Origin of the sequence: Haloferax sp. Atlit-10N, assembly GCF_003586325.1 — an archaeon.
Taxonomy (GTDB): Archaea; Halobacteriota; Halobacteria; order Halobacteriales; family Haloferacaceae; genus Haloferax; species Haloferax prahovense.
Map to the genome: position 1 here is coordinate 1 of NZ_PSYX01000007.1, position 26,510 is coordinate 26,510.

20 protein-coding genes are annotated in these 26,510 nt (G+C 61.9%); 10 read left to right on the forward strand and 10 right to left on the reverse strand.

Annotated features, from left to right (window positions below; genetic code table 11):
* A partial coding sequence (locus C5B91_RS17155) for a fumarylacetoacetate hydrolase family protein (RefSeq protein ID WP_199519546.1) occupies positions 1-343 on the forward strand: 343 nt, incomplete at its 5' end.
* A gap of 178 nt (positions 344-521) precedes the next feature.
* On the opposite strand, the gene C5B91_RS17160 is transcribed toward C5B91_RS17155, so the two are convergent.
* Positions 522-1,655, reverse strand: a complete 1,134-nt coding sequence (locus tag C5B91_RS17160) for an ABC transporter ATP-binding protein (protein ID WP_081909252.1) — start codon at positions 1,653-1,655, stop codon at positions 522-524.
* A 207-nt stretch (positions 1,656-1,862) separates the two neighbouring features.
* On the opposite strand from C5B91_RS17160, the gene C5B91_RS17165 reads away from it, so the two are divergent.
* The 4 genes from C5B91_RS17165 (at position 1,863) to C5B91_RS17180 (ending at position 5,756) form a co-directional block, all read left to right on the forward strand.
* Positions 1,863-3,242 (forward strand): ABC transporter substrate-binding protein, encoded by a 1,380-nt coding sequence (locus tag C5B91_RS17165; RefSeq protein WP_049913739.1) that lies wholly within the window; start codon positions 1,863-1,865, stop codon positions 3,240-3,242.
* A gap of 63 nt (positions 3,243-3,305) precedes the next feature.
* Entirely contained in the window at positions 3,306-4,181 is an 876-nt protein-coding gene (locus tag C5B91_RS17170) for a carbohydrate ABC transporter permease (protein WP_008097310.1), read from the forward strand.
* Complete coding sequence (locus C5B91_RS17175; protein ID WP_049968819.1) at positions 4,174-5,049, forward strand: carbohydrate ABC transporter permease; 876 nt, start codon at positions 4,174-4,176, stop codon at positions 5,047-5,049. The genes C5B91_RS17170 and C5B91_RS17175 overlap by 8 nt, the downstream gene beginning before the upstream one ends.
* Complete coding sequence (locus C5B91_RS17180) at positions 5,046-5,756, forward strand: hypothetical protein (RefSeq protein WP_049968818.1); 711 nt, start codon at positions 5,046-5,048, stop codon at positions 5,754-5,756. The genes C5B91_RS17175 and C5B91_RS17180 overlap by 4 nt, the downstream gene beginning before the upstream one ends.
* Before the next feature lie 2 nt (positions 5,757-5,758).
* Here the strand turns inward: C5B91_RS17180 and C5B91_RS17185 are convergent, their stop codons facing one another.
* From C5B91_RS17185 to C5B91_RS17200, 4 genes are all read right to left on the reverse strand, one after another.
* Positions 5,759-7,093: a sialidase family protein gene (locus tag C5B91_RS17185; protein ID WP_115820130.1), complete on the reverse strand. Its 1,335-nt coding sequence runs from the start codon at positions 7,091-7,093 to the stop codon at positions 5,759-5,761.
* 78 nt (positions 7,094-7,171) lie between these two features.
* Positions 7,172-8,707, reverse strand: a complete 1,536-nt coding sequence (locus C5B91_RS17190; protein ID WP_115820129.1) for an alpha-N-arabinofuranosidase — start codon at positions 8,705-8,707, stop codon at positions 7,172-7,174.
* A 1,573-nt stretch (positions 8,708-10,280) separates the two neighbouring features.
* Positions 10,281-13,607 carry a formate dehydrogenase subunit alpha gene (gene fdhF / locus C5B91_RS17195; protein ID WP_115820128.1) on the reverse strand — a complete coding sequence of 1,109 codons (3,327 nt, stop codon included), beginning with the start codon at positions 13,605-13,607 and terminating at the stop codon, positions 10,281-10,283.
* Positions 13,604-15,124 (reverse strand): NADH-ubiquinone oxidoreductase-F iron-sulfur binding region domain-containing protein, encoded by a 1,521-nt coding sequence (locus C5B91_RS17200; RefSeq protein ID WP_115805548.1) that lies wholly within the window; start codon positions 15,122-15,124, stop codon positions 13,604-13,606. Before C5B91_RS17200 ends, fdhF begins: the two co-directional genes overlap by 4 nt.
* Positions 15,125-15,347: 223 nt before the next feature.
* On the opposite strand from C5B91_RS17200, the gene C5B91_RS17205 reads away from it, so the two are divergent.
* The 3 genes from C5B91_RS17205 to C5B91_RS22510 all read left to right on the forward strand — a co-directional run bounded on the left by C5B91_RS17205 (position 15,348) and on the right by C5B91_RS22510 (position 17,594).
* Positions 15,348-15,623, forward strand: coding sequence for a hypothetical protein (locus C5B91_RS17205; protein WP_008097301.1), 276 nt, complete (start codon positions 15,348-15,350; stop codon positions 15,621-15,623).
* 579 nt (positions 15,624-16,202) lie between these two features.
* Entirely contained in the window at positions 16,203-17,360 is a 1,158-nt protein-coding gene (locus C5B91_RS17210; protein ID WP_049968816.1) for a glutathione-independent formaldehyde dehydrogenase, read from the forward strand.
* Positions 17,361-17,429: 69 nt separating this feature from the next.
* A complete protein-coding gene (locus C5B91_RS22510) occupies positions 17,430-17,594 on the forward strand; it encodes a hypothetical protein (RefSeq protein ID WP_199519545.1) in 165 nt (54 codons plus the stop codon).
* 68 nt (positions 17,595-17,662) lie between these two features.
* On the opposite strand, the gene C5B91_RS17215 is transcribed toward C5B91_RS22510, so the two are convergent.
* The 3 genes from C5B91_RS17215 to C5B91_RS17225 all read right to left on the reverse strand — a co-directional run bounded on the left by C5B91_RS17215 (position 17,663) and on the right by C5B91_RS17225 (position 20,542).
* On the reverse strand, positions 17,663-18,898 hold the full coding sequence (locus C5B91_RS17215) for an RNA-guided endonuclease TnpB family protein (protein WP_115805549.1): 1,236 nt from the start codon (positions 18,896-18,898) through the stop codon (positions 17,663-17,665).
* A complete protein-coding gene (gene tnpA / locus C5B91_RS17220; protein WP_115805550.1) occupies positions 18,895-19,284 on the reverse strand; it encodes an IS200/IS605-like element ISHvo18 family transposase in 390 nt (129 codons plus the stop codon). The genes C5B91_RS17215 and tnpA overlap by 4 nt, the downstream gene beginning before the upstream one ends.
* A 142-nt stretch (positions 19,285-19,426) precedes the next feature.
* The gene (locus C5B91_RS17225) at positions 19,427-20,542 is read right to left on the reverse strand and encodes a GTP-binding protein (protein ID WP_049913737.1); all 1,116 of its coding nucleotides are present in this window, start codon (positions 20,540-20,542) and stop codon (positions 19,427-19,429) included.
* 279 nt (positions 20,543-20,821) lie between these two features.
* Here C5B91_RS17225 and C5B91_RS17230 point away from each other — a divergent pair, with 279 nt between their 5' ends.
* Complete coding sequence (locus C5B91_RS17230; RefSeq protein WP_115820127.1) at positions 20,822-22,576, forward strand: aldehyde ferredoxin oxidoreductase family protein; 1,755 nt, start codon at positions 20,822-20,824, stop codon at positions 22,574-22,576.
* Positions 22,577-22,627: 51 nt separating this feature from the next.
* On the forward strand, positions 22,628-23,359 hold the full coding sequence (gene yqeC / locus C5B91_RS17235) for a selenium cofactor biosynthesis protein YqeC (RefSeq protein WP_115820126.1): 732 nt from the start codon (positions 22,628-22,630) through the stop codon (positions 23,357-23,359).
* On the opposite strand, the gene C5B91_RS17240 is transcribed toward yqeC, so the two are convergent.
* The gene (locus C5B91_RS17240; protein WP_008097293.1) at positions 23,356-23,967 is read right to left on the reverse strand and encodes a molybdenum cofactor guanylyltransferase; all 612 of its coding nucleotides are present in this window, start codon (positions 23,965-23,967) and stop codon (positions 23,356-23,358) included. The two genes, yqeC and C5B91_RS17240, sit on opposite strands and share 4 nt — an antisense overlap.
* 980 nt (positions 23,968-24,947) lie before the next feature.
* On the reverse strand, positions 24,948-26,501 hold the full coding sequence (locus C5B91_RS17245; RefSeq protein WP_233514293.1) for a family 43 glycosylhydrolase: 1,554 nt from the start codon (positions 26,499-26,501) through the stop codon (positions 24,948-24,950).
* Between the last annotated feature and the right edge of the window lie 9 nt (positions 26,502-26,510).

A 26,510-nucleotide genomic window follows, 5' to 3' on the forward strand; every position in this document is an offset into this window, starting at 1 on the left:
GTACCTGCCGCAGGCGAAGGTCTACGACCGCTGTTGTTCGCTCGGCCCGTGCGTGGTCACGCCCGATGACATCGACGACCCTCACGAGTTAGAGATGAGCATGACTATCGAGCGCGACGGCGAGGTCATCTACGACGACGCCACGAACACCAGCGAGATGGTCCGCAGTTGCGAGGAACTCGTGTCGTACTTCACGCGCCACAACACGGTCCCCGAACTGGCGGTCATCCTCACCGGTACCTCGCTCGTCCCCGAACAACCGTTCGACCTCCAAGAAGGCGACCGCGTCGACATCACCGTCGAGGGTATCGGCACCCTCTCGAACGGCGTCACTACCGTATGACACCCACACCCACCGATATCCTCGAAGAGTTCAGTCTGCCGACGGGGGGGACCGACGGAGACCGATAGCGACATCGATGGCGTCGCCGCTCCTCGTCGGAGTCGAACCGTAGTTCCGACTCCCGCCTTCACCGACGAATCTCATCGACGCGTCGTTCGCGTCTCGCTCCGCGAAAACACTACTGTTCAGCCGCCGCCTCTAACGACGGTTCCTCTTGAGCGAGAATGTTGATGCCGTCCGATTGCCGAAAGAGATGCAGCCGCTCCTCGTCGAAGGCGAGCGATAGCTCCTGGTTCGTGTCGGGTTTGACGTCTCCGGGCACGCGGACCCAACACTCCTCGCCCTCGATGTCGAAGTGGAGATAGTTGTCCGACCCCACCGGCTCGCGGACGTCGAGGTACGCTCGAACCGCGTTGGGCTCGTCGCTGTCTGTGAGGGTGATGTTCTCGGGGCGGATACCGAGCACGAACTCGTCTACTCCGTCGGCGTACTGTTTGATGTGTTCGAGGACCCTCTCGGAGAGGTCGTAACTGAAGCCGTCGGCGACCAGCGACGTGCCCGACAGCCGCACTTTGAACTGGTTCATCGGCGGGTTCCCGACGAAGTCGCCCACGAACAGGTTCCGGGGTTCGTTGTATATCTCCTCGGGCGTCCCTATCTGCTGGAGTTCGCCGCCGTCGACGACAGCGATGCGGTCGGACATCGTCATCGCCTCCTCCTGGTCGTGCGTGACGTACACCGTCGTCGTCCCGAGCGTGTCCTGTAACTGCTGGAGTTCCGTCCGCATGTGCAGTCTGAGCTTGGCGTCCAGGTTCGAGAGCGGCTCGTCGAACAGGAAGACGGACGGCTCGCGCACGATGGCGCGGCCCGTGGCGATACGCTGTTGCTGACCGCCAGAGAGGTTCCCGGGATGCTTGTCCAGTTGGTCCGTGACGCCCATCATCTCCGCCGCCTCCATCACCCGTCGGTTGATCTCGTCTTCGGGGAGGTCGGTCGTCAACTGCAACCCGTAGCTCATGTTCTTCCGCGCGGTCATGTGCGGGTACAGCGCGTAGTTCTGAAACACCATTGCGACGTCGCGGTCCTGCGGCTGTACGCCGTTGACGACACGGTCTCCGATACGTATCGTCCCATCTGTGATATCTTCCAGACCCGCAATCATACGGAGCAACGTCGACTTGCCCGAACCCGAGGGACCGACGATAGTCAGAAACTCCCCGTCTTCTATCTCGAAGCTGATGTCGTCGACAGCGACAATATCCGAGTCGCCGCCGTAGACTTTCCGCACGTTTTCGATGCTAACAGTACCCATAGTGCGTGGGTTGCCAAGAGAACTAATAATAGTTGTGGTTACTTCCGGTCAAGGCTGCATCATTCGGGTACGCGAGCGCATTCTGAACGTCAGCTCACCGCGCCGCCACGACAGACGGACGAACGGGTGGCGTGTCCGGCCTCATCTACCGGCAGTATTGGTCACGGAAAATAGTTTAATCCATGCCCCAGCATGTACATGTGACACATGGTTCGAGAAGCTATCACTAGCAGTACCCGTCGGAAGTTTATCAAATCTGCCGGAGTCGCGGGGACCGTCGCACTCGCAGGCTGTGCCGGTAACGGCGACAACGGTGGAGACAGCGGAAGCGGCAGCGGTAACGGTGACAACAGCGACGGTGGCAGCTCCGGAAACACGCGGAGCGAGTCCTACGAAATCACCTTCTGGGAGCTGTTCAGCGGTGGCGAAGGGCCGATTATGGAGAGCATCGTCAACAAGTTCAACGAGGAACAGCCGCTCGACACGGACGCGGAGGTGACCATCAATCGACAACGAACGCCGTGGAACGAGTACTACAACAAGCTGTTCACCGCCCTCTCGGGCGGAGAAGCGCCCGACATGGCGATCATGCACGCCGCGTACCTGCGAGCGTGGGACGGCGGTATCGACCCAATCGGCACCTACGCCGACACGGCGTCGATCAAGGGCGATTACACCGCGAGCCACTGGGACCTCGTCACCGTCGACGGCAACGTGAACGCGCTGCCGATGGACATGCATCCCCTTGGCGTGTACTACAACAAGGACCTGTTCGAGCAGGCCGGCCTGGACCCGGAGAGTCCGCCGACGAACTGGGAGGAGTTCCAGCAAGCGGGTAACGCGGTCGTCGAGAATACTGACGCCCACGCGTTTACGCAGTCGCCGTACAACGACGGCTTCGGTTCGTACCGCGTGTGGAGTAGTTGGGTCAAACAGCAGGGTGGGAGCCTGTACGACGACGAGTGGAACCCAACGTTCGACAGCGAGGCCGGACAGAACGTCGCCCAGCTGTTCTCCGATATGACCGGCGATATGGGCTGGTCGAAGCCCACGAGCGAGGCCAACTGGGGGAACAACGCCTTCCAGAACGGTACGTGTGCGATGGCGATGAACGGAACGTGGTACGTGGCGGCCTTAGCAAACGTCGACGGACTCAACTGGGGCTTCTTCGAACCGACCGTCGGTCCGAACAAACAGCAGGATAAGGTCTGGGCGGACGGCCACTCTATCGTCCTCCCGAAGAAGCAGGGCCGAAGTGACGCCAAGTCTGAAATCGCCGCCGAGGTGGCCCACTGGATGACCACACAGAACCCCTCGTGGGGTGCCGAAGCCGGTCACCTGCCCGCCGCGAACAGCATCTACGAGTCCGACGCCTTCCAGAACAGTCCGTACTACGACAAGACGCTCAACAAGTACGTTGAGATGGCCGAAGACGGCGACTACTTCTACCACCCGAAGGTCCCGAACGGCGACCCGAACGCGCAGAACTGGTACACGTGGCTCGTCGACATCTGGGCGCAGAACTCTGAGCCGCAGGCGGCTATCGACTCCGGAATCCAGACGGTCTCTAACGGCATCTCGGAGTAATCGAAGATGGGGATAACAGAACGCATTATGGGAGGTGAGAACGCGACGAACAGCAAGACAGTCATGGGTCTCCGCAAGGAGACCATCGAGGGCGTCCTGTGGTCACTTCCGTACCTCGCCGTGTTCACGGTGTTCCTCATCTGGCCGGCGCTGAAGGGGCTCTACATGAGCTTCCACACGTACCCGAACAAGTTCGACCTCACGGAGACGGAGTGGGTCGGCCTCCAGAACTACGTGGAACTGTTCCGCGACCCGGTGTTTTACAACGCCATGGAGGGCACGCTCCTCTTCGTCGCCATCTCGGTTCCAGCGCTGGTCATCCTCGGGCTGATAATGGCGCTCGGCGTGAACCGAGATGTGGCCGGAAAGCGCACGCTCCGGGCCATCTACTTCAGCCCGTACGTCCTCACTGTCGCGGTCGTGACGCTGGTCTGGGGACAGGTGTACTCCCAGAGCTACGGCCTGATAAACTACTACCTCGGCTTCTTCATCGACAACCCGCCGGGATGGCTCACGTCGCCGGACCTCGTCATGGCGGCGCTCGCGTTCATGACCGTCTGGTGGCTGGTCGGGTTCAACTTCGTCATCTTCCTGGCGGCCCGACAGAGCATTCCCGAACGGCTCTACGAGGCCGCACGCCTCGACGGCGCGACCGGCTGGCGGGCCTTCAAGGATATCACGCTCCCCCAGATGCGAAACTCGGTCGTGTTCGTGGTCATGGTACAGTTCATCCTCCAGTTCCAGGTGTTCGCACAGCCGTACGTGATGACGCAGGGCGGCCCGAAGGACACCTCGGACACGCTCGTCTACTATCTGTACCGGAGCGCCTTCTCCCAACAGCAGTTCGGCTACGGCGCGGCGATGGGGTACGTGCTGGTCGCAATCCTCATCATTATCGCAATCGTGAACTTCAAAGTAATCGGTGACTCAAATGACTGAAACGACATCGCAGAGCTCGATACGCGCGCGGCTCAACGGCGACACGGTGCGGAACGTGTTGCTTCACGCGTTCCTCTACGGCCTCGCCGTTCTCATGGCGGTCCCGTACCTGTACACGCTCTCTCGGTCCTTCCAGCCGACCGAGCTGTTGCGCGACCCGCGACCCTACTGGATACCGCCGCTCGCGGGCGAGCCGATAACGCTCGAACACTACCAGTACCTACTGAACAACACGCTCGTCGTGGAGTGGACCATCAACACCTTCATCATCGCCGCCGGTGCGACGCTGCTCATCGTCGTCATCGACTCGATGGTCGCGTTCTCGCTCACGCGGCTCGACTGGCCCGGACAGGGCGTGGTCATGGGGGTTATCCTCGCGAGCTTCATGGTTCCGTACTACATGAACATTGTTCCGCTGTACCAGATCGTCTCGGACCTCGGCCTCATCAATTCCTACTGGGGCGTGATACTGCCGGCCGTGGCCAGTCCGCTCGGCGTGTTCCTCCTCTACCAGTTCTTCAAGGACATCCCAGTCGAGTACGAGGAGGCGGCGAGGCTCGACGGGTTCACCACGTTCCAGGTGTACACCCGCATCATCCTCCCGCTCGCGAAGCCGATTCTCTCGGCGCTGGCGCTGTTCATGTTCGTCTACAACTGGAACGCGTTCCTCTGGCCGCTGCTCGTGCTGTCGAACGAGACGGCGTACACGCTTCCCATCGGACTGGTGAACCTCTATCAGGGGAACATCGACACGCCCGGACTCCACATGGCCGTCGCGATTCTGGGGTCCTTGCCGCTGTTCATCATCTACCTCATCTTCCAGGGACAGATCGTGCGAGCAGTGCAGATGCAGGGCGCGACGGGATGAGCGAGTCAGCGGACGGCACCGTCGGCGTCCACCGCGCGCTCGTCGCCGCGGTCCGAACGGTGTTCCATCACCCCGTTCAGATGGTCGCCATCAGCGTCGGCTGGGTACTCGCATCGATCCCCCTGGTCACGCTCGGCCCGGCGACGTTGGGCGTCTACAGCGCCGTCGCCTCCGTCCGCGAACAGGGCCACATCGACCGTGACGCCGTCAGAGCGACGCTCTCGAACTACTGGCTCGACGCGCTCCTCTTCAGCGGGCTCATGGTCGCGTTCCCGGCTCTCGCCGTCTTCTATCTCGGCCGGTTCGCTGCCTCCGGGTCGGCGCTCGCGGGCGTTCTCGGGATGGTCGGGTTCTATCTCGCGTACCACGCGTGGGTCGTCTTCGCGCTGGCATTCGTCGCGCTCGCGCAGGGTGACGACGCGTTCGACGCTGTCACCGACGGATACCGGTGGTCCGTCGAGCGGCCGGTGGCGACGGTGCTGGTCGGTGTCGTGACCGCGACGCTACTCGTCGTGTGTTCGGTGTTGACGGTCGCACTCCCGCTCGTGTTTCCCGCGCTCGTGGCCGCGTTCCACACGGAACTGGCCGCCCAGACGCGCGCCCAAAAAGAGGACGCGGCCGACGCAGCGGACTCGACCGCTCCGACCGACCGCCCAGTCTCCGGTGAGAGTCTGCGAAACGATTTCTCCGCGACGTTTCGACGGTGACGCTACGTCCCGTCGTCGAGTTTTAGCGACTGAACGCCGTAACTGATCTCACAGAGATTCGGCCCGTCCGCGACCGACGTGAGCTGCAGTAGCTCATCCCCGTGGCGCGAGGGCAGCAGCGGTGTCGTCCAACCGACGAACGCCCGACCGCCGAGGTCGCTCTCCGTCTCGAACGACAGCGGGGCGTCGACCGCCTCCCAGTCGCCGCTCCCGTCGAGGTTCGAGTTCGCGAGCACGACCTCGCCGTTCCCCTCCGCGAGCTCGCGGTTCCCGTCGACGAGCTGTTTTCCGGACACGAGTATCGTTCCGTCTTTGCCGCCGGCGCGGGTCCACGTCACGTACGGGCCGTTGATGAACCGCCGGCCGTCGGCGGTCGAGACGAGGGTTCCCGCGTCCGTCGGGTCGCCCCAGTCACGCCCGTCGGGCGAAGTCTTGACGTGGACCTCGCCGTACAGGTAGTCCGGCCCGATGACCTCGTAGCTCATCATGTACGTACCGTTGGGCAGCGGGGTGACGGTGGGCATCCCCGGGCGCGTCGTCTCGTCCGGAATGGCCGCGACGAACTGCTCGTCGCCCCACGACTGGCCGCCGTCCTCGGAGGCTTTGTACGCGACCAGCTGATTGTAGTCGTCGTCGCTCCCCATCCGCTCGTCGGCGAAGTAACAGACGAGATTCCCGTCGTCGTCCAGCCCAAGCTCCGGCTCCCAGACGGGGCTGTTCCCGTCGTAGGGGACGGCCTTGCCGCCCGTGACGACGGTGCTCACGAACTCCCAGGCCGCCCCGCGGTCGGTACTGGCGTAGAGGTCGATGCTCGTCTCGCCGAGTTCGCCGATCTCGCCCTCGGGGACGTCTTCGGGGTCGTCGAGGATCGGGATGGAGTTCCCGGCGGCGAGGACCGTCCCGGCCGGCCACGGACCGACCGCGTGCGGGAGTTCGAACAGAGTCGGCTGGTATCGAAGCCCCCAGCCCTTCCCGCTCGTGTCGTGAATCTCGGAGAACTTCGACCAGGTTCGTCCTCCGTCAGTACTCCGGTAGACGGGGAAATACGGCTCCGACCCGCCGCTCATCGACGGGTAGAACTCAAACGTCGCGAGTAACTGCTTCTCGCCGCCCTTTCCCGACCCGTGTTTCAGTCGCGTGACTCGAGGATACAGCGACCCGGGGGCGGGCGCGTCCGACGGGGGCGAGTACAGCGTTCCTTCGACGTCTGTCTGTTCGTCGTCGCGGCCGCTGCCCGCGATAACGCCGGTTGACCCGACTGCTGCGGCCCCGACGGCGCCGACCGCGGCGAGGTACTTCCGGCGGCTGTGCTGGCGGATGGAATCGCGTTCGCTCATGACGCTGCTATGTGTTCACACGACACCATAATAACTGTATCCCCGGTGTCAGCTCGAAAAAGAACGACGGCGGCTCCGTTACTCCGTCAGCGTCAGACCGACGACGGACGCCGGCGGCGCTTCGAACGTGATAGTTCCGTCGCCCTCGTCGGTGACGGCCAAGTCGCTGGCTTCGAACGACTCCGCATTCTCCTTCGTCGAGTACTCCCGGATGTCGTTGTCTTCGAAGAGAACGGTCGCCGAGGACACCGAGTACGCCGACGACCCGACGTCGACGGTGAGCAGTTCAGCCTCGTCGTGGCGGCGGTTCGAGGCCGTGACGAACAGTTCTCCGTCGCCTTCAGAAGCCGACGCCGAGACCATCGGGACGTCGTGGTCCTCGCCCTCGATTTCGCGTTGCTCCGTGTCGACGCTCGTTTCGAGCGCCGTCTGGCCGACGTGGTTCTCGTACAGGTCGAAGACGTGGTACGTCGGCGTCCGCCACGCGGCCTCTTCGTCGGTCTGGACGAGGCACTGCAGGACGTTGACGAGCTGTGCGATGTTCGCCATCGAGACGACGTCGGCCCGCGCGTGGATGAGGTCGAGCACACCGGCGGTCGTCAGCGCGTCCCGAACGGTGTTTTCCTGCTCTAGTCCGTTGTCGCTTCTCGCCTCCGGATGCCACACGCCCCACTCGTCGACGATGATTCCGATTTCTCCCTCCGGAACGTACTCCGAAATCGTCTCGGCGGCTCGGTCGATGTCCCCACCGACCTTCTGTGCGCGCGCGAAAATCTTGTAGTACTGCTCGTCGGTGAAATCGGTGTCACCGCCCGCCTGATAGTAGCGGTGGACGGAGAAGTGGTCCATCAGGTTGAACGGCGACCCCATGCCGAGGAACGAGCCGGGGCCGAACTCCATCCCGCCGTTGAGGCTGTCGAAGAAGACCTTGTTCCAGTCGTCCGTGAGGTGTCCGCAGGCGATGAATTCGGTCGAGTCCTCGTTCATCAGCTTATCGAAGCCGTTGAAGTAGTTCGCGAACCGGCGGTACTCGTCGGCGTACTCGTCCGGCGCGAACCGACCGCCACAGCCCCAGTTCTCGTTCCCGATGCCCCAGTACTTCACCCCATACGGCTCTTCTTGCCCGTTCTCTCGCCGCCTGTCGGCGAGTTCCGTGTCGCCGCCGTAGTTGCAGTATTCGATCCAGTCGAGCGCCTCCTGCGGCGTCGACGACCCGACGTTGACCGCGATGTAGGGGTCCGTGTCGAGGAGTTGGCAGAGTCGGAGGAACTCGTCCGTCCCGAACTCGTTGGACTCCTCGGGGACGTTTTCTCGCCCCTGCGTCCACCACAGGTTCCGCCGGCGAGGACGGTCCTCTCGCGGGCCGACACCGTCTTCCCAGTGGTAATCGTCGGCGAAGCAGCCACCCGGCCAACGGAGCACCGGCATATTCAGTCCGCGGAGCAGCGAGACGGTGTCCATTCGGATGCCGTCCTCGGTCTCGACCCTATCGTCGTCGCCGACCCAGAGACCGCCGTAGATACACCGTCCGAGGTGTTCGGCGAAGTGACCGTAGATGTTCTCCGAGATATGGTCTATCGGCTCCTGACTGCTAACGCGTACTTCACTCTGCATACGTTCTTTCATCAGTACCCGGTTAAATAACTATTGTGCCTTGTTCCCTGTTTGCACGAGGTCAGATGCGGAACCATCCAGTTACGCGATGGACGCAGGTCGAAGCGCTGGTGCCTCGAATCCGTCGGTAACGCGGTCATTGCAATTTCTCTAAGGTTCCCTATTTCAGAACGAGACAATATCGTTCTGCGCACAATGATTACAAGCATACGTATGTAATCTCTATCAGGGTAGCAGCGGATACTCTACGAAACCGGTCTCTCCGGGCGGGTTCGAGGCATCCGGTATGTTGTTCCGTCATAGTGAACAGCGGCAATAACCCGTGGGCATAGTAGCGAACAGTTAGTTCCGTTAGCTCGACGACGTTGACCGTATCCGGCACCCGGTCCAGAGAGTGCCCCGTGAAATCTATCGCTGCTGGCGCGACGAGCCGACGCCGAAATACGACCCGTTCCCAGAACACCGCCGGGCCGGTTTCACAGAGGGTTCGATACGGCGGGCCCTCCGAGGCGTTCGTCCTCGATCGCGCATCCGAGTTCACGAAGACAGTAGTTCCGTCCTGTAATTATCCCCAGACTGCAACACGGACTGTGTTCCTGGAGCGTCGTCAGACGGTTTGGGTCTACGCTTTTGCTTATGGAGAGAGGTGGCCGACTCAGTGACACTACACTCCTGCGTTTCAACTCGCACAACTTGGCAAGTTTTGCTAAGTTTTCTGGTATCGAGAACAATATCTCGACTGGGGGAAACGTGAAAGCGGGGTCATCGCGTAAGCTCAGGTAGATGTCGGACTATTCCCAACTGGTCGGTGACCCATGGCTCCCAAGCGACACAAGAGTTCTAACTCGGGAGGCGAAACTCGCGGTTAAAGCTATCAGATATAGAACAAAAATGATGGCAGCGGGTGGTGTGTTGAGCTCGACGTGGTAGTGCTGTCAGGTGTTCATAAGCTTCGACCGGGACAGACCTACTCCGCCCATAACGCCACGTCTATGACATGACTGTTACGTTAGCCTCGTTGGTCGGTTACGCTATCGACCATATAACTCGACGATTGAGCCCCACATTAGTTTTTCTTTCTCTGCAAATCTTAACACCGGAACTAAACGCGACCGCTCTCCAAGAGATAACGACAATCGTCGTAGTAAGGGTTAAGTGACTATCGAATGGCTAAGGAAATGCATGCGTTGCCCAAAGTGTAGTCACAGTCTCGCCGTCTACGATTCGTTTTACGACGTCGCCTTCGTCTGCGACTCGTGTGGATACGTCCTTCCGCGCGGAGCAGATTGAGGAGACGGACGAACCGATAGAGAATCAACAATACGAGCGTCTGTCGGGAGAATCAAACTCGACCGTCGGTGGCGCGTTCACAGCCCCGGAGGATGGGTGGGACACCACCGATCGATAATAGATATAGCGCTATTCACTTTATTGAAAGCTCCGACCGCCCGTGAGCCGAGAACGCCAGTACAGGCGCGTAGTCCACCCCGCCACAAATCCCAGCTTTCAGCGGGAGTCAGCAAGCCGCCAGGTGTTGTAGAGCAGTCCGGCGAAACGAAGCGACCCCCGTAAATCAGTCGCTGCCGCGGTCGGCGCTGCCAGCACCTGCGTCCGGAGTCCGCAGCACGTCCGGGTCGGCATCCGGTCCGAGCGGTTCGACGCGCACGCTCGACACTTTGTACTCCGGAATGCCGGCCTGCGGGTCGAAGGTTTCCTGCGTGAGTTTGTTGACCGCACCGGCCGCGAAGTGCATCGGGATGAAGAGCGTTCCGTCGCCGACGCGGTCGGTCACCTCCGCCTTGACGACGATGTCGCCACGGCGGGATTCGACCCTGACGTACTCGCCGTCCGAGACGCCGAGTTCCGCGGCGGTCGTCGGGCTGATTTCGACGAAGCTCTCGCCGACGTGACTCATAAGCCCCTCGACACGTCGGGTGATCTGTCCGGTGTGCCAGTGATAGAGAACCCGCCCGGACGTGAGCGTGAGGGGGTACTCCTCGTCCGGTAGTTCACCGGGATGGCCGCCGTCTGCCGGCACGAAGCGGGCGAGACCGTCGTCGAAGTTGAACTCTCCCTCCTCGTAGTCGTAGAGATACGGCGTACCGGGATGGTCTTCATCCCAGCAGGGCCACTGGAGTCCGTGCTCGTCGCCCGATTCGAGACGCTCGTAGCTGACGCCGCCGTAGATAGGCGTCAGCTCGCTAATCTCGTCCATCACTTCCCGCGGGTGGTCGTAGCCCCAGTCGTAGCCCAGTCTGGCCGCCAGTTCCTGCGTAATCTCCCAGTCCTGACGCGCCTTTCCGGGCGGTTCCGCCGACGCTCGAACCCGCTGTACCCGACGCTCGGTGTTGGTGAACGTGCCGTGTTTCTCCGGCGAGGTCGCCGCCGGCAACACCACGTCCGCGTGCTCTGCAGTCTCCGTCATGAAGATGTCCTGTACGACGAGGAAGTCCAAGCCGTCGAGCGCCTCACCGGCGTGCTGGATATCGGGTTCCGAGAGCGCGGGGTTCTCCCCGACGATGTACATTCCGCGGAGTTTGCCTTCGTGGGCCTCGCTGAGCATCTCCGGGACTTTGAGCCCGGGTTCGGCCGGCGGACGTTCGCCCCACACCTCGGCGAACTTCTCGCCGACCTCGTCGTCGGCCGGGTCTTGGTACCCGGGGAGACTGCCGGGCAGGGTACCCATGTCGCCGCCGCCGCCCTGCACATTGTTCTGGCCCCGGAAGGGAGAGAGTCCGGCACCCGGTTTCCCGACCTGCCCGAGCGTGAGCGCGAGGTCGGCCATCGCGAGGAGGTTTTCCGTCCCGTGGCTGGATTGGGTCATCCCCATCGCCCAGCCGAAGACGACGTTCTCGGCGTTTGCGAGCGTCTCGGCGGCCGACTGCAGTTCTGCTGGAGGGACGCCGGCCAGTTCCTCGACTTTCTCGGGTGTAAACGCCTGGACCTTCTGCTTGACCTCCTCGAACCCGTTCGTATTCCGTTCGATGAACGTCTCGTCGTGCAGGTCGTGTTCGATGAGGTATCGGATGAGTCCGTTGAGCCACGCCACGTCGTAGCCAGGCGTCGTTCTCGTGTACTGGTCGGCGTGCTCGGCGATGCCGATTTTCCGGGGGTCGAACACCACGAGGTCGGCCCCGTCGCGGACGTTCTGCTTGATGCGAGTCGCCAACACCGGATGCGACTCGGTCGTGTTCGACCCGCTGATGAGGTAGGCGTCGGCCTCGCCGATGTCCTCGTTGATGCGGTTCGTCATCGCGCCGTAGCCGAGCGTCTGTTGGAGCGCCGCCACCGTCGACGAGTGACAGAGTCGGGCGCAGTTGTCGATGTTCTTCGTGCCGAGCACCTGTCGAGCGAACTTCTGGACGAGATACGCCTCCTCGTTGCTCCCCTTCGACGACGCGAGGCAACTAACCGCGTCGACGCCGTGTTCGTCCTGAATCCCGTGGAGTTCGCTGGCGACGTAGTCGAGCGCCTCGTCCCACGAGGCCGCCTCGAACTCGCCGTCCTCGTTTCGAATCAGTGGCTTCGTGAGCCGCTTCTTGCTGTTGGCGAAGTCGTGTCCGAACTTCCCCTTCACGCACGTCGAGAAGTTGTTGGCCGGTGCATTGTCCGGGTCGTCGACGGGTTGGACGCCGAGGGCGTTGCCGTCTTTGCCCCACATCTCGAACCGACAGCCGACCGCACAGAACCCACACGTCGTCTCCGCTTTGTCGACCTTGCCCAATCGGTAGTCGCTGACGAGCGACGCGATGTCGAATAGCCGACCCTCTGGCAGCGTCTGCGCCGCAATGTTCTCCGCGGTGTGTTCGCCCGCGAGTACGGCCTTCCGACCGTATTTTTCGAGGAAGTCGGACGCCCGGCGTTTGCTCTGATCCATATAGCGGGCGACACCGCTTTGCTCCTCCTGTCTTGCGTTGGCTTCGTCCCCAGCACTCCCCGCACTACCGGGAGCGGGCGAGCGGTTCGGTGCCGTCGTGTCGTCGAGCGTCTCTACCTCCTCGTGTTCGATGACTCGTCCGACTGAGTTCCGCTGTGTGAATCCCGGCAGCGGGAGCGTCCCGGCACCGCCGATATCCTTCTCGGTCAGGGCGCCGGTCGGACAGACCGTGGCGCAGTGTCCGCAGGAGACGCAGTCGGAGTCGGCCATCGTCTCGGCGTCGGACTGGAAGCCGATGCGGGTGTCCTCCCCGGAGCCCTCGATGCGGAGGACGCCTTCGACCTGAACGTCGTTACAGCCCTCGACGCACCGGTTACAGAGGATGCACTTGTTGCGGTCGATCTGAATGAACGAGGAACTGTCGTCGAGCGGTTCGTATTCGCTGCGCTCGTCGAAGACGCCGTAGCGCGGGTGGTCGACCCCCTCGCTGATGGCCGTCTCCTGTAGTTCACAGCGTCCGTTTCCGTTACAGGTCGTACAGCGCAGATTGTGGTTAGAGAGGACGAGGTCGAGATTGACGCTCCGGCACTCCTCGGCGGTCGCCGTGTCGGTCTCGACCGTCAGCCCATCCTCAGCTGGGAACGAACAGGAGGGGACAACCCCGTGTTCGTCCGTTTCGACCATGCAGGTTCGACACTCGCTCCGAGGACCGATTTCGTCGCTCGCATCGCCTTCGCGGTCGTAGTAGCAGAGCGCCGGAACGTCAGCGTCCTCGTCGAGGCTGTCGGCACCGGGGTCCACGCTCACTATCTCGTCGTCGACGGCCTGCATGGCGTCGATGATAGTCGACCCCGGTGGAACGGTAACCCGTGTTCCGTTAACCGTGATTGTCGTTGGACTCTCACCGCCGGTTCCGACGGGTGGGTCGTTCGCGGTCCCGGTCTCAAACTCCGCCGTGACCGCTGTCTCGTGCTGTGGGTCGTCTATCTCCGGAACGCCCGGGAGTGGGTCGTCAGTACTCATAGTTTGTCAGTACAGGTGCCGCTCGGACAGCGGCCGTCAGCATGTGCTTCGAAACTCGATTCGAACTCGTCCATCGCAGTCAGGACCGGACGCGGTGCATGGGCACCGATCAGGCAGTTGCTCGACTGAGTCATGACCCGGCCGAGTTCGCGTATCTTCCCCCGGTCGAACGAGCCTCGGTAGACCGCTCGCAACAGCTCGGTGAGTTGAACGGTCCCTTCTCGTCCCGGAACGCACCGCCCGCTGTTGGCTTCCGAGGCAAAGCGCGCTCGGTCTCCGGCAGTCGCAACCGCACACCGCTCATCGTTCAACAGTTCGACGACGCCCTCCGTTCCGAGGCCAGCCGCAGTCAGTCCGGCTACGGTTGGTGCGATATCCAGCGTCCGGGTGACTCCGCCAAAAACCCCGCCGACGCAGGCCATCTTGAACGAACCCTCCAGTTCGACGGCGTTCCGAACCGCCGAGAGGTGGGCGTCAGAACCCAACTCTATCGTCGCGGGGGCAGTCACGTCGCCGGTGACAGTGAGCAGTCGCGTCGCCGATCCAGACCCGCTTCTATTGGTCTCCTCCGGGTCCGAGAGCGCGAGATGGATATGGGCGAAGGTCCGCGGCGTATGGATGACCGTGGGGCGACCGTAGAGCCCGTACTCGGCCGGCGACGGTGGCTGGAGACGGGGCTCAATTCTATCCGCACCCTCTATCGCTTCGAGCGCCGCCGTCGGTTCGCCGGCACGGTATTCGTCGGGGCCTGCGACGAGTACCGGAACGACCGGTAGTTCGTCCGCAGCGGCCGCAATGGCCTGCCGAAGACGCTCCCGGAGTTCGGTGTCGGTCTCTGCGAGGTGGATGACCGCATCAGTCGTATCGAGGTACTCGGCGACGGCCGCCACTCCGTCGAGCACCGACATCGGCGACCCGGCGAGGAGCGTTTGGTCCGCCCGCTGCCGGTCGTCCGCGTCGTTTGCATTCACGACGACGACTGGGTCGCCGTCGGCCTCTCGTGCGCGTCGCCAAGCGTCCGCGACCGGTTCGTCAGCGGTGGCATCACCTCTGCCGCGACCGACGAGCCCAGCGTCCGCGATTGCGCCCGCGTCTCTATCGAGCGAGTGAAACTGGTACGCTGTCGGGTCCAGGGGGCCGACCCACCCACAGGGACCGAGGACGCGCCGCTCCCCCACCGCGAACGGCCCGTCCGTCGGAACCGGAAGCGTCGTCGTCTCGACGTCATGTTCGACGACTGCTGCGCCACCGTCCGTCGGTAACTCCCCATCTTCCATGGCGGCGACGAGGTCTCGGACCTTCGGCGTCTCCGGAGCTGGGAAAAACACAGTCCGTCCCGCGTCGGTCGCGAGGACCAACGGGTCGTACTCGCTGATTCCGGTGGGTCCCGTTCGGAGGACCGTGACGGAGTCGGCGGCGGCACGTGCGGTGCTCAAGACGCGCTCGCCGTGTTCCGTTCGTCCGGCTCCCGAGACCCGGACAGTCGGCGACTGGAGCCCTTCGCCTGTGCGATTCATTCTCACGGATGAAGAGACACGGCGGGGTTAAAAAATCATCCCAACCCACGCGCGCCGGAGTGCGGGGTCGAGGCATTCGAGAGAGTTCGGAACCGGCTTCGAGTTCGGTTTCCCGAACGCGTCGAAGTCGGCGCGAGCGCGATTGGGCGGGAGACAGGTGACTGCACCGGACGGGACAGCGAGCGGAGCAAAGACCTAAGGCGGCGACGTGCCGTCTACCGTGATGATGACGAACCCACGGTTCGACGACGTTCGAGAGAAGGCGGCCGATGCGACTCGCGAAGACGACGTCCTGTCCGTGTACACCGGGCTCGTCCACCACGACGGTCGACACGAGTACTACTTCGCCAACGATACCGAAGAGGCGTCGGAGTTACGCGAGACTGCGGCCGTCCAACTCGGGATGCTGGTTCGGGTCCTCGCGGACCGCTCCGATAGCGACGTCGAGGAGATTACCGACCTCGCGGCGGAGCGAGCCGAGAACATGCGATTGAAGTAGTCATTACTCTGGTACCGGGTGTTCGGAAGCGCATTCTCGTCGGGACGTGTCGGACGTGTCACCGAGTCGCTCCGCGTCGGGCGCGAGCGGACGCCGTCCCACGGTGAGAACCAAATCGCTGTCCGTCGTTACCTGACAGTATGCGCCAACAACTGCCGAGGTGTCGAAGTGCTACTGATGCGCTTCATCGCCAGCCGTTTTGGGCGGTCCGTCGTGGATTCATTCCGGGGGCGAACGCCCCGCACATCATGTAAGAAAACAGAGTGCTTGTGGGATATCTCGGCTCGCACGTGAGATACAGACTCCGGCGAAGTTGATTGCGGTACGGTCCTGCGACAGTCGGTCGGACAGATAGCGCCGAACGCGGCCGCGACCGTCGAGTTCGAACTCGAGCTTCAGTGAGCGAGTAATCGAACCGGGTTCAACATAGAAAACACACATAATAATTTTTCTGATATTTTGAGAATGCATTACTAAACCCTCCTCAAGCGTGAAGTGTCCGATATCAGGAAGGCTGAATCGACCCGAGATATAAATAGCAACCGCTCGCAGAGGCCGAGTGGAGTCCGCACAATGTCTATGAACGCAGTCGTCTACAAAGGCGAACGAGAAGTCGCAGTCGAAGAAGTCGAAGAGCCCCAGATCGAACATCCAAACGACGTCGTCATCGACATCACGACGACCTGCATCTGCGGGTCCGACCTCCACATGTACGAGGGACGGACGGCCGCGGAGCCGGGAATCGTGTTCGGCCACGAGAATATGGGTATCGTCGAAGAGGTCGGCGAGGCCGTCAGTAGTCTCGAAGTCGGCGACCGCGTCGTCGCACCGTTCAACGTCGCCTGTGGCTTCTGTGAGAACTGTGAGAACGGCTACACCGGCTTCTGTACGAACGTTAATCCGGGGTTCGCCGGGGGAGCGTACGGGTACGTCGCCATGGGACCCTATCAAGGAGGGCAGGCCGAGAAGCTCCGCATTCCGTACGCCGACTTCAACGCGCTCAAGCTACCGGACGGACGGGAGCACGAGGACTCGTTCGCGCTGCTCGCGGACATCTTCCCGACGGGCTGGCACGGCACGGAACTCGCTAACCTCGAAGCCGGTGATTCCGTCGCTATCTACGGTGCCGGTCCGGTCGGCCTGATGGCCGCCTACAGCGCCAAGCTCAAGGGCGCTGCCGAGATTTACGTCGTCGACCGCGTTCCCAGTCGCCTCGCACTCGCCGAGGAGCACTGCGACGCCACGCCCATCAACTTCGAGGAGGGCGACCCCGTCGAACAGATCAAAGAGATTCACGGCGGCGGCGTCGACAAGGGCGTCGACGCGGTCGGCTACCAGGCTATCGACCCGGACAAGGAAGCCGACGCCGCGTACGACCCTGCTCGCGAGAACCCGGCTGTCGTCATCAACAACCTCATTCGGACGGTCCGACCGACCGGCGAACTCGGTATTCCCGGTCTCTACGTGCCAGACGACCCCGGCGCTCCCGACGAGATGGCCGCTCAGGGTCGCCTCGGCATCGACTTCGGCCTCCTCTTCGAGAAAGGTCAGGCACTCGGCACCGGCCAGTGTAACGTCAAGGAGTACAACCGACAACTCCGGGACATGATAATCGAAGGCCGCGCCGACCCGAGTTGGGCCGTCTCCCACCGCGTCGGCCTCGACGACGCGCCCGAGATGTACGAGAAGTTCGACAACCGCGAGGAGGGAGTCACGAAGGTACTGCTGGAACCCTAACGTAGCGGAGTCTCTCAACTCGGCCCCCTCACCGACACTCCTTTGCCGGTTAGTCCGGTATCGCGTTCTATGTGTCAGTACTGCAGTTACCGGTACCACGACGGTTGGACGCAGTTGTTGGAGTACGACGAGGTGTATCAGACGGTAATCAGCGGTGACTCGGAGTCGACCTACGGCTTCCACGAACCGTGGGACGAACTCCGAGACGAGGTCGATTTCGGCGCGGCCTATTGACCTCCTCCCGCGCCTAAAGTCGCGGGAATCCCACCATGGGATTTCAGGCCGAGTGCGGCCCTAAGGTTTCAAGACGCATACGTTCCAAGCGTCTCTTGCTGGGTGTCAGCATCGGCTTGGCTGTCTTGTGGGACGGTCAAATGTCCCCCTTCCTCAGCCGAGTCATCGCCATCCGTGTGTTCTCTTGAATGACTCTCTCCACTGAGGTAGCGGTCTGCAATATTGAGCGCGGCGTTAACGTCTGCTTGGTACTCCGAAACCCAACACGCCGAGTTGGAACACTTGAACGTCGCCTGCTTCGGACGGTAGCCCGTCTCTCCGCAACAGTGGCACGTTTTCGAGGTGTACGCGGGATTCACTGTCTCCACACGAATCCCTTTCTCAGACGCCTTGTAGCGAATCTGAGCGTGCATCTTGGCGAAGCCCCATCCGTGAAGCCGTCGATTCATGAACGCGCCGTAGTCCATGTTCTCACGGATGTGCGTCAAGTCTTCCAGAACCAACACGGGATTCTCGAATCGGTCGGCGTAGGAGACGACCTCCGACGTGACCGTGTGAAGGATGTGGTCGATGTGTCGCCACAACTCGTCGCCGTAGGATTCAGCGATACGTTCGCTTCCGCGTTTTTGAAGGCGTCGAGTCGCCGTGAAGTACGTCTCACGGAGTTGCCGTACTCGCATGCCTTCGTCGTTCCAGAGGTTGGGTGCAGTCGGGGAGCCGCGCTCGTCACGGTGACACACCGTTAACAAAGAGGCTTCCCCGATGTCTACCCCAATCGGCGTTTCCACCGAACTGGTCTCTCGTTCCTCCACGTCCCGCGTGGCGACGATGTGAAAGTACCACTCGCCGTCACGGTCGAACAACCGACATTCGCCCATCTTTGCGTCTCCTGCGTGCAACGCTTCCAACCACTCTCGCTGTTCGGGATTCGGTTGCGCGGGCAACCAGAGGTTGTAGTCGTCGTGGTGCGGGATTTTGACGTACCACTCGATAGCGTTCTGTGGCTTGTGGTCGAGCTTCGGGCCTTCGTTCGTGAACCGAACGGGGTGGTCGTCGTGAAGCTCTTTGGCGTCGTAGCTTCCGCCACAGAGTTGTGGGACGTACTTCTTGAGCGCGTTCTTGGCGTAGCCGCTCAGGTCGTAGTTGACTACCACGTCGTTCGCCGCCGACTGTGTGGTGCAGTTAGCGTTGAACGCGGATTCAAGGGCGTCTTGGTACGCCTGTTCCGTCTCACAGAGTTTCCGATGCTTGTGGGTGTTCGGTTCCACAAGCTTCAGTTCCAGCGTCTCGGTGAGTTCGGTCACTGTTCGTCCTCCTCGTGACGCTGGATGTACTTCTCGACAGTCTCACTCGAAACGTGTCCTGCTGTCCCCGCGTAGTAGCCTCGCACCCACTTGATTTTCTCACTGTCGTGGTCGGCGTGTCGGTGGTTGTACTTCCGCGAACTGATGCCTTTGAACCAGTTGGCGAGAAGTGACGGAGCGTGCTTCGGCGGGCTACTGACGAACAGGTGGATGTGGTCGGGTTGGACAGTGAGGTCGATAATCTCCAACCCCTTCTCGTCAGCGATTTCGTGGAGGATGTCTCGCACACGGGTTGCAACGTCACCGACGGGTACCGACCGACGGTACTTCGGTATCCACACTATGTGGTAGTTGAGGTTGTACGTTGCGTGCCGTGTGGTCTTCATCCGTACTACACACTATACGTAGCGTGTGTCTTAAAACCACCTTACACGGTGGGAAATCCAGCCGTACTACCGTCGGTGGTTGTGTACGCTATTGTCCGCTTGACCCGCGCCTGAAGACGCGGGTATGCGCTCGCACTATGTATCAGGCAGACTCGCGGGGAAACGGGTCGTCGGGGTACGCCGCCCCTCGTTCGTCCGTCGTCGCCAGGCACTCGTCGAGTTCTCGAGTCACTGTGCCCTCGTCGAGGCCGCGGCCGATGAACACGAGTCGCGTCTCGGGGTCATCGTCTTCCCATCGACCGATGGGGCCGGCCTGCACCGACGGCCCCGCCTGACTCACACCGAGAACCGTTTCGGGACGACTCGCGACCCACGCGAACCCTTTCGCACGGACGACGTTCCCCCGCCAGTCACCGAGCCAAGCATCGAGTCGGTGCGGGTGGAACGGGCGGTCTCGACGGTAGACGAAGGATTCGACACCGTGGGCCGTCGCTGCCGAGGCGGCATCGTCGTGGGTGTGTTCGTGGTCGTGGTCCGCCTCGGCCCCGTCGCCCGTGAGGGCTCGTTTCCAGCCCTGATGGCGCTTCGCCGCCTCGAAATCGAAGCGTCCCGTATCGAGAACCCGCGTCGGGTCGACTTCGCTGTAGGTCGTCCGGTGGAGGCTCGCACGTGGCTGGAGTTCCCGAATCTCCGCTTCGACGGCGTCCAACGCATCATCGGGGACCATATCACACTTGTTCAGCAACAACACGTCGCAGAACTCGACCTGCTCGACGAGCACCTCCGTCAACGGACGCTCCGGGTCGGGGGCGGCGTCCGGAAGCGATTCTTCCGGGTCGAACGCCTTCCAAAACCCGTAGGCGTCGATGACCGAGACCGTGGTATCTAACCGGAGTCGTTCCGGCAGACCGCCCTCGTTCGACTCGCCCGTCAGCGCCCGCGCAATCGGGAGCGGTTCGCTGATTCCCGAGGCCTCGATGAGGAGATAGTCGAACGAACGCGTCTCCGCCAACCGCGTCACCTCAGTCACGAGGTCGTCTTGCAACCGGCAACAGATACAGCCGTTCGAGAGGTCGACGACTCCATCGTCAGCCTCTGACGCGACTAATTCCGCGTCGACGTTCAATTCGCCCATATCGTTGACGACGACGGCGATGTCTCTGTCACCGGGGTCGTTCAGGAGTCGATTGACCAACGTCGTTTTACCCGCCCCGAGTGGACCGCTAACGACCGTAATCGGTATTTCGGCTGTGGACATGTCGATGTGTGTGACGCCTCACGAGTGGTCGTAATGAAGACTGGGGCGGCCGACTCACACAGGAGACAGAACCCGCCGTTCTCCGAACTGCCGTCGTGAAAAAACACATCATAACTATTCTTTGATATTTCTGGTTTCCTGTCCGTTCGTGTTGGGCACCTCGAACACCGAACAAACCGAACTGTGCGTCTTTGTCGGAGACGTTCGCCCCTCGAAATCGCTCGACGGTCCGCGAGAACGGCATCATCTTTTTGGTCGCCGGTACTGACGAACGACCAGATGGCGCCTCCAATCGCTGACCGACTCCTCACAGTCGACTTGTCCGCCGGCTCGGTCGAGAGTACGCCGATTCCGGACGGGTGGCGACAGCGATACGTCGGCGGAAAAGGGTTGGGTGCCCGCTATCTCTACGACGAACTCGACGCCGGCGTCGACCCGCTCGGCGAAGAAAACGCGATTCTGTTCATGCTTGGCCCGCTCTCGGGCTATCTCCCGGGTGCCTCGAGATACGCCGCCATCACGAAATCCCCGTTGACAGGGTGTTTTCTCGACTCGTACGCGGGGGGTGAGTTTCCCGACTCCCTGGCCGGCGCGCTCGGGTCGCACATGGGCCTGCTCGTAACGGGCATCGCGTCCGACCCCGTTCACCTCGTCATCGAAGACGGGAGCGCGACAATCGAAGCCGCCGAGACGTGGGGAGCCAGTACGGTCGAAACGGCCCGAGCGTTCCCGAACGCGTCTGTCGCGTGTATCGGCCCCGCGGGAGAACGACAGATCGCATATGCCACGATCGCCTCCGACGCCGGCGACCACCACGCGGGCCGAGGGGGAGCGGGAGCGGTGATGGGTTCGAAGCGGCTGAAGGCGATCATCGCGAAAGGAGACCCCCCTGACGGGTTAGACGACCTGCGAGAGGCCTACACGACGAAGTACCGAGAGACCTCTACCGGACAGTGGCTACGGGCCAGCGGGACCGTCGAGACGATCGATTTCGCGAACGAAATCGGCGCACTCTCGACGCGAGGCTGGAGTGGCGGACACTTCGACGAGACGGATGAAGTAGGAATCACGACAGTCGAAGACCGAGCCGTCGGTCGCGAATACGCCGAGGCGACGACTCCGGGAGGGTATCGCGTGGCCACGGAAGAAGGCGATTACGTCCCACGCGGCGCCACCGCGATGTCGCTCGGAGCCGGACTCGACATCGACGACTTCGACGCCGTCGCAGCGTTGGGACAGACCTGTGATCGGCTCGGAATAGACCTCATTAGCGCTGGTAGCGCAGTCGCATGGACCATCAAGGCCAACGCCGCCGACGTACTCGACCGCCCACTCTCGTTCGGTGACCCCGACGGAGCACGCGCCCTCTTAGGGGAGATTGCGGAACGCGAGTCAGACCTCGGCGACGCGCTCGCGGACGGAGTCGAAGCGGCGGCGACGCAGTTCGGCGGGCGAGACCTCGTCCCCACGGTGAAGTCGATGGAGCTCCCTGCCTACGACCCGCGCGGCGCGCAGAGCATGGCACTCGCGTACGCGACCAGCGATCGGGGTGCGTGCCATCGGCGGGCGCGACCCATCGAGCGCGAGGTGTTCGACGGGAACTGGGGAGCCGACCGGACCGCGGCGGAGGTCATTCGCGAACAGGACCAGCGGTCGATACTCTGGAGTCTTATCGCCGATGACTTTTTCGGCGACGCGCTCGACGACCTCGGCCGGGAGTGGCTCGAATCGGTCAGCCTCGAAACCGTCGGGGAACTCGCCACAGTCGGCGAACGGGTTTGGAACGTGACGCGCCTGTTCAACGTCCGTGAAGGTATCTCGCGCGAGGACGATGCGCTGCCGGCCACGCTCCAAGAGCCGCTTGGGACAGGGCCACGCGCAGGTGCAGTCGTCGAGAGCGACGATTTCGACTCGATGCTCGACGCGTACTACCGCCGCCGTGGTTGGGACGAAAACGGCGTGCCGACGGCCCAGACTATCGACCGCCTCGACCTTACTGAACTCACCGAGGACTTCGACCACCTCCATGATTGAACACCACACGAACGGCGGGACGGCGAACTGTACACTACCCGTGGAGCGAATATGACGCTCGCCGATCTGCTCTGCGCTCGAAGCGGCGTGGTCTGCGTCGTCGGCGCGGGCGGTAAAAAGTCCACACTGTACGCGCTGGCGCGTCAACTCGACCGCGCCGTCGTGACGGCCACCGTCCGCATCCCCATCTTCGACCAGCACGTCGCCGACGTGGTCGTGACCGAGCGCCCGGCTGCCGCGCTCGAACGGGTGGCGGACTGGCCGGTGGGCGTCGTTCCCGACCGCGACCGCGACGACCGCTACCGCGGGTACGACCCCGACGTGGTCGACGCCATCGGAGAATCGGACGCCACCGACGCCGTGCTGGTGAAGGCCGACGGCGCGCGGATGCGCGAGTTCAAGGCACCAGGTGACCGCGAACCACAACTCCCGGAGACTGCCGACACCGTCCTCCCCATCGCCAGCGTCCACGCGGTCGGCGAACCGCTTACCGAAGCGTGCGTCCACCGCCCGGAGCGGGTCACCGCCCTCACCGACCTCGAACTCGGCGACACGATCCGCCCGTCCGACGTCGCAACAGTACTCACCAGCGAACGTGGCGGCCACGCGGATGTCCCCGACGGTGCGACAGTGATTCCCGTGCTGAACAAGGTCGACGACGCGGCCCTCGAGGCTGTCGCACGGGAGATTGCTTCGGACGTTCTGGCTCAGTCGGACGTCCCACGCGTCGTACTGACGCAGTTGACGGCGTCTGACCCCGTCGTGGCCGCCGTAGAACGCTAGCGCAACTGTTCCGCCGCGTGAGCGAGCTCTTCGGGGGTGTTGATGTTCTCGAAGGTATCGAGGCTCGCGTACTCGCGCACCTCGTCCTCCCCGAGGACGACGTAGTCGAGAGTGAACAGCGGGTCGATGATTTTGTGGCTCCCTTCAGCTAGCGCGGTTTCACAAGCGTCGGCCATCGCCGAGGCTCGGTACACCGCGTGAGTAGGCTGGAACCAGCCGTCACCGACCCGCGGCACGGCAGCGTCGTGACCGCCCGCCCGCTCGAACAGTCTGTCGATGAGCGCGGGTTCGAGAAAGGGCATATCGCATGCGGCGACGAACGCGTACTCCGTCTCCACGGCCCGCAAACCGGTCAGGATTCCCGCCATCGGCCCCTCGTCGCACTCTGCGTCTTCTGCAATCGTTATCGGGTGGTCGTAACCGTCGAGCGCGGTTCGGAGCGTATCAGCCTGTTCCGGTCGGCAGTTGACGACGAGGCTATCGATTACACCGACCATCTGGTCGGCGACGCGACGGATGAGAGGGGTCCCAGCGAGAGAAGCGACTGCTTTGTCCTCCGCACCGAACCGCGTCGAGTACCCGCCGGCGATGATGACACCGGTTCGCATACTAAGCGTGTTCATTTTCGTTGTCCAAAGCAGTTGTGCTACGAATCGGATATCGATCTGGTCCATTCTGTGTGTTCGATGCCTTTTGAGGAGTCAGAACGTTTGATTTTGGGACATGTGAGGGGGTGAAAACGTACTGGAACCATTACACAGATAGCTGTGTTATTCTATATTGTAAAATGGGCTGAGAATCCAGAATGAATTCCGAGTCAGCTATCTCCATGGCAACAGATGATATTGCGCTATACAATTTATGAATCCCCGACTATCGTATTGCGGTACAAGACGAGTGAAAACAGGAGATCGACACCCCGAACCTCGTAGAATAGAACTGTGAGGGCCGAAGAAGCTATTTCCAGAACTAACGCTCGATGGTTCAACATCGAGTCGCAGTACCGAACTGGCGACGCACTGGAACAGCCAACCACTACATTCCGATGTCTCACCTGCGAGCTGCTTGTTCGGTCCACAACTCCCGGGCCGGAGCACCCAAACCGGGCCTCCGCCGACCAATCCGAATCTGAATCCGGGATTTTCGAGACAATCGGTGATTATGAAATATATTTGAATTGAATACTAGTATCGTTGTCTACTACAGACAACGAGGATTAGTAGTTAGGACGGGGGAGGCGACGAGAGATTGATAAATTATATATCGCTATACTAAATTTGGGATTGGTCCACAGTTTCGGAGGATAGCTTGATGCGTCACTTCCTTTCAACACAAGCATCAGTGAACTCTCAGAGACAGAACGTGTATCTGGTTCAGAGAAGTCGAGTCGAGCTATCTGTAATCGAATGTTAGACGCACCCGAGTGCTGGTCTTAGAGGTACAAAGTGGATTCCACGTTCGAACAGAGAAACGGCGCGTCGGTGCCACGACGATGCGCCGAGCGCGAGCAACCTAAACGACTGCCATTGCAACGCGGAGTCAGAGGCTGCGGTGCTGGATCAGCGTCGTTGTGACGCAGTAACGCCGATCACCAAGGGCGGCCGTCCCAGAGAGGTTGAACGCCACCGATGAAGTTGAAGTTCCACCGCTGGTTGTCCCCACCGTTCCACGGCCACTGGACGACGTCGTCTCCGTCAGCAGTCCCGGCGTTGTACACCTCAGCAACGTCATCAGTAGCGATATTTTTGATGCGGTAGGTCCCATCACCGTTGTCGATAATGTTCCACTTCTGGGGCGCTCCGGTGTACCACGGCCACTGCTGGAGACTCGCGCCGTCCGTGGTCGTCCCGTCCGGCACGTCGAGTGCACGGTTGCTGTTCTCGTTGACGATGCGGTACTCGCCGCCGCCGATGTACTCGACCCACCACCGCTGGCAGTTGCAGTCGTTCGCGGTCCACTGCCGAACGTTCGCACCGTCGCTCGTACTGGCATCTGCGACCTCCATCACTTTCCCGCTGTTGACGTTCTGGATCTCGTAAATCCCGTCAGCGAGGATGCCGCTGTCGTTGGTGTTCGGTTCGACCGACTGGAGACTGGGCGTCTTATCTCCGGCGATGACGGGCCAGTCGTCGTCTGTCCACTCGACACGGTCGATGAAGAACTGCCGGGCCGGAACGCCGTCTACGTACTCCGGCCCAGTACGGTCGTAGGCGTGATAGACGAACCAGTCCTGCCCGTTGTCGTCCGTCGTGATGTCGCCGTGGGCGGGCGCGACGAACCGACCGTTCGAGGTGAGTTGCGCGATGCCGGCGTTGTCGCTGTTGTAGTTCATCATGTCCGTTCCGGACACGTCGGTGTACGGCCCGAAGAAGTTCGTCGAGCGCCCGACTTCCACCTCGTAGGTGCTGCTGTAGCCGTTACAGCAGGTCCCGGTTGCGACAAACAGGTACCAGTAGCCGTTGCGGTAGAAGACTGTCGACCCCTCGTAGGCGTCACCGGCGACCTGTTGGAGCGTCCCTGGCTTCCAGTCCTGTAGGTCCGAGGTGAGCTCCATCAGATAGATTCCCTGGAAACTCCCCCAGAACAGATACGGCGTGCCGTTGTAGTCGACGAAGTACCCGTCGATGGACCCGCCGCCCGCGTGGTCGTTGTCACCGATAATCTGGCCGTAGTCAGTGAAGGGGCCGTTCGGTGTGTCGGACTTTGCGAGGCCGATACCGAACTCACCGCTCTCCCACGGGCGGGGTGAAAGCGAGTAGAACATCACCCACTCTCCGTCGTAGTAGTGGATGTCCGGTGCCCAGATGGACCCGTACGTCCAGCCCGGACGGGAGTCGAAGGCTTCACCGACGTAGGTCCACTCGTGGAGGTTGTCAGAGCGCAGAATCGGGACGAGCAACTCGTCAGAGTCGTTGTTCCGATTCATGTTCGTTCCGTAGGCCCACCAGGTTCCGTTTCCGTCCCGGTGAATCGTCGGGTCGGGGAAGTGAGGGCCGTACAGTGCGTTGTGGTAGTGTGTCGAATCGTCCGTCGTCGCAGAGACTGACCCGCTCCCCGCCACTGCAAGAGTCGAACCGAGAGCGCCGATACCGATGCTTTTCAAGACGTTCCGCCTGTTCATGCCACTGTCATCTTCTGCCATGCAACTGCT

What these genes read in the sequence shown, in the direction of transcription:
- C5B91_RS17160 (WP_081909252.1), bottom strand. Translation starts at nt 1,655, where the DNA reads ATGGGTACTGTTAGCATCGAAAACGTGCGGAAAGTCTACGGCGGCGAC.
- C5B91_RS17180 (WP_049968818.1), top strand. Translation starts at nt 5,046, where the DNA reads ATGAGCGAGTCAGCGGACGGCACCGTCGGCGTCCACCGCGCGCTCGTC.
- C5B91_RS17165 (WP_049913739.1), top strand. Translation starts at nt 1,863, where the DNA reads ATGGTTCGAGAAGCTATCACTAGCAGTACCCGTCGGAAGTTTATCAAA.
- C5B91_RS17245 (WP_233514293.1), bottom strand. Translation starts at nt 26,501, where the DNA reads ATGGCAGAAGATGACAGTGGCATGAACAGGCGGAACGTCTTGAAAAGC.
- tnpA (WP_115805550.1), bottom strand. Translation starts at nt 19,284, where the DNA reads ATGAAGACCACACGGCACGCAACGTACAACCTCAACTACCACATAGTG.
- C5B91_RS17225 (WP_049913737.1), bottom strand. Translation starts at nt 20,542, where the DNA reads ATGTCCACAGCCGAAATACCGATTACGGTCGTTAGCGGTCCACTCGGG.
- C5B91_RS17230 (WP_115820127.1), top strand. Translation starts at nt 20,822, where the DNA reads ATGGCGCCTCCAATCGCTGACCGACTCCTCACAGTCGACTTGTCCGCC.
- C5B91_RS22510 (WP_199519545.1), top strand. Translation starts at nt 17,430, where the DNA reads ATGTGTCAGTACTGCAGTTACCGGTACCACGACGGTTGGACGCAGTTG.
- C5B91_RS17170 (WP_008097310.1), top strand. Translation starts at nt 3,306, where the DNA reads ATGGGTCTCCGCAAGGAGACCATCGAGGGCGTCCTGTGGTCACTTCCG.
- C5B91_RS17205 (WP_008097301.1), top strand. Translation starts at nt 15,348, where the DNA reads ATGATGACGAACCCACGGTTCGACGACGTTCGAGAGAAGGCGGCCGAT.
- C5B91_RS17200 (WP_115805548.1), bottom strand. Translation starts at nt 15,124, where the DNA reads ATGAATCGCACAGGCGAAGGGCTCCAGTCGCCGACTGTCCGGGTCTCG.
- C5B91_RS17210 (WP_049968816.1), top strand. Translation starts at nt 16,203, where the DNA reads ATGAACGCAGTCGTCTACAAAGGCGAACGAGAAGTCGCAGTCGAAGAA.
- yqeC (WP_115820126.1), top strand. Translation starts at nt 22,628, where the DNA reads ATGACGCTCGCCGATCTGCTCTGCGCTCGAAGCGGCGTGGTCTGCGTC.
- C5B91_RS17190 (WP_115820129.1), bottom strand. Translation starts at nt 8,707, where the DNA reads ATGCAGAGTGAAGTACGCGTTAGCAGTCAGGAGCCGATAGACCATATC.
- fdhF (WP_115820128.1), bottom strand. Translation starts at nt 13,607, where the DNA reads ATGAGTACTGACGACCCACTCCCGGGCGTTCCGGAGATAGACGACCCA.
- C5B91_RS17185 (WP_115820130.1), bottom strand. Translation starts at nt 7,093, where the DNA reads ATGAGCGAACGCGATTCCATCCGCCAGCACAGCCGCCGGAAGTACCTC.
- C5B91_RS17175 (WP_049968819.1), top strand. Translation starts at nt 4,174, where the DNA reads ATGACTGAAACGACATCGCAGAGCTCGATACGCGCGCGGCTCAACGGC.
- C5B91_RS17240 (WP_008097293.1), bottom strand. Translation starts at nt 23,967, where the DNA reads ATGCGAACCGGTGTCATCATCGCCGGCGGGTACTCGACGCGGTTCGGT.